The 378-nt window shown below is 53.2% G+C and carries 1 protein-coding gene; it reads right to left on the bottom strand.

Translation table 11 applies throughout. The annotated features are described in order from the left end of the window. Positions 1 to 178: 178 nt before the first annotated feature. Positions 179 to 378: hypothetical protein (locus GTN70_03680; protein ID NIO16089.1), on the bottom strand; the 200-nt coding region annotated here is incomplete at its 5' end.

Below are 378 nucleotides of genomic sequence, written 5' to 3'. Positions count from 1 at the left end.
TTCCCACGTGGCAAGCGAGATGGCTATGGAATCCGCTGCGGTCTCCACGGAATTTTGCTCGTAAAAATATTTTCCCGTGTTGATGGACAGAAAGACGCTCGTGATCAATGCAAGGGAGGTTACGAGGGTGAAAGCGGTTACGTAACCGCGTCTGTCGAAAAAGAGACCGATCATCGACTCACTCCACGATGAATGTAACTTTCGGCCGGTAGTGAACACCATCGCTCGAGAGATCGATCTTCCCGAAGCCGGCATGAGAGGCGATCGGCTCGAAGAGCCGGGTGGGAACGAAATTCATCGAAAGCACCGCATCGATGCAGAGGGTCAATATGCTTCCGCTTGCGATCGTCTCCCTATCGGTCAGCCTGCTTCCCCTTT

The organism is Deltaproteobacteria bacterium (assembly GCA_011773515.1).
Taxonomy (GTDB): Bacteria; Desulfobacterota; Deferrimicrobia; order J040; family J040; genus WVXK01.
The sequence above is the reverse complement of the archived record's forward strand: the minus strand, read 5'-3'. Positions and strand labels throughout refer to the sequence as shown.